This window comes from Vibrio sp. YT-19(2023) (assembly GCF_033337395.1).
The window spans coordinates 1-637 of record NZ_JAWOQN010000657.1 but is presented as its reverse complement, the minus strand read 5'-3'; the positions used below and the strand labels follow the sequence as shown (position 1 = coordinate 637).

Here is a 637-nt window from a genome sequence, read left to right as displayed (position 1 = left end):
GTTTACTTATTATTCTTCGTTAACAAGCGGCCAACCGCCGAGGGCCTTCCATTTGTTCACGATGCCACAGAATAACTCTGCAGTTTTTTGTGTATCGTAAAGGGCAGAGTGCGCTTCACGATTGTCAAATTCCATCCCGGCTGTTTTGCATGCTTTAGCGAGAACAGTTTGACCATAAGCAAGGCCGCTTAATGTGGCGGTGTCAAAAGTAGCAAAGGGATGAAAAGGGACTCTTTTTAACTTGCAGCGCTCGTTCGCTGCATTAACAAAACTTAAGTCGAAAGCGGCGTTATGTGCAACCATTATTGCACGTGAGCAATCAGATGCTTTTTGTTCTTTACGAATCAGCTTATAAATTTCTTTTAATGCTTCTTGTTCAGAAATTGCACCGCGTAACGGGCTGAAAGGGTCACGAATACCATTAAACTCAAGCGCTTCTTTCTCTAAATTCGCGCCTTCAAAAGGTTCAATATGAAAATGAATAGTGGAGGCTGGATGCAGAACGCCTTCTTCATCCATACGAAGGGTGACGGCGCAGATTTCTAAAAGTGCATCAGTTTGAGCATTGAAACCAGCGGTCTCAACGTCAACAACCACTGGGAAATAACCACGAAAACGCTTTTTCAGGGTTAGGGCT

At 44.0% G+C, this 637-nt stretch carries 1 protein-coding gene; it reads right to left on the bottom strand.

Annotated elements, in window-relative coordinates:
• Positions 1-9: 9 nt before the first annotated feature.
• Positions 10-637: ribonuclease T (gene rnt / locus R7E78_RS27715; RefSeq protein WP_318058832.1), on the bottom strand; the 628-nt coding region annotated here is incomplete at its 5' end.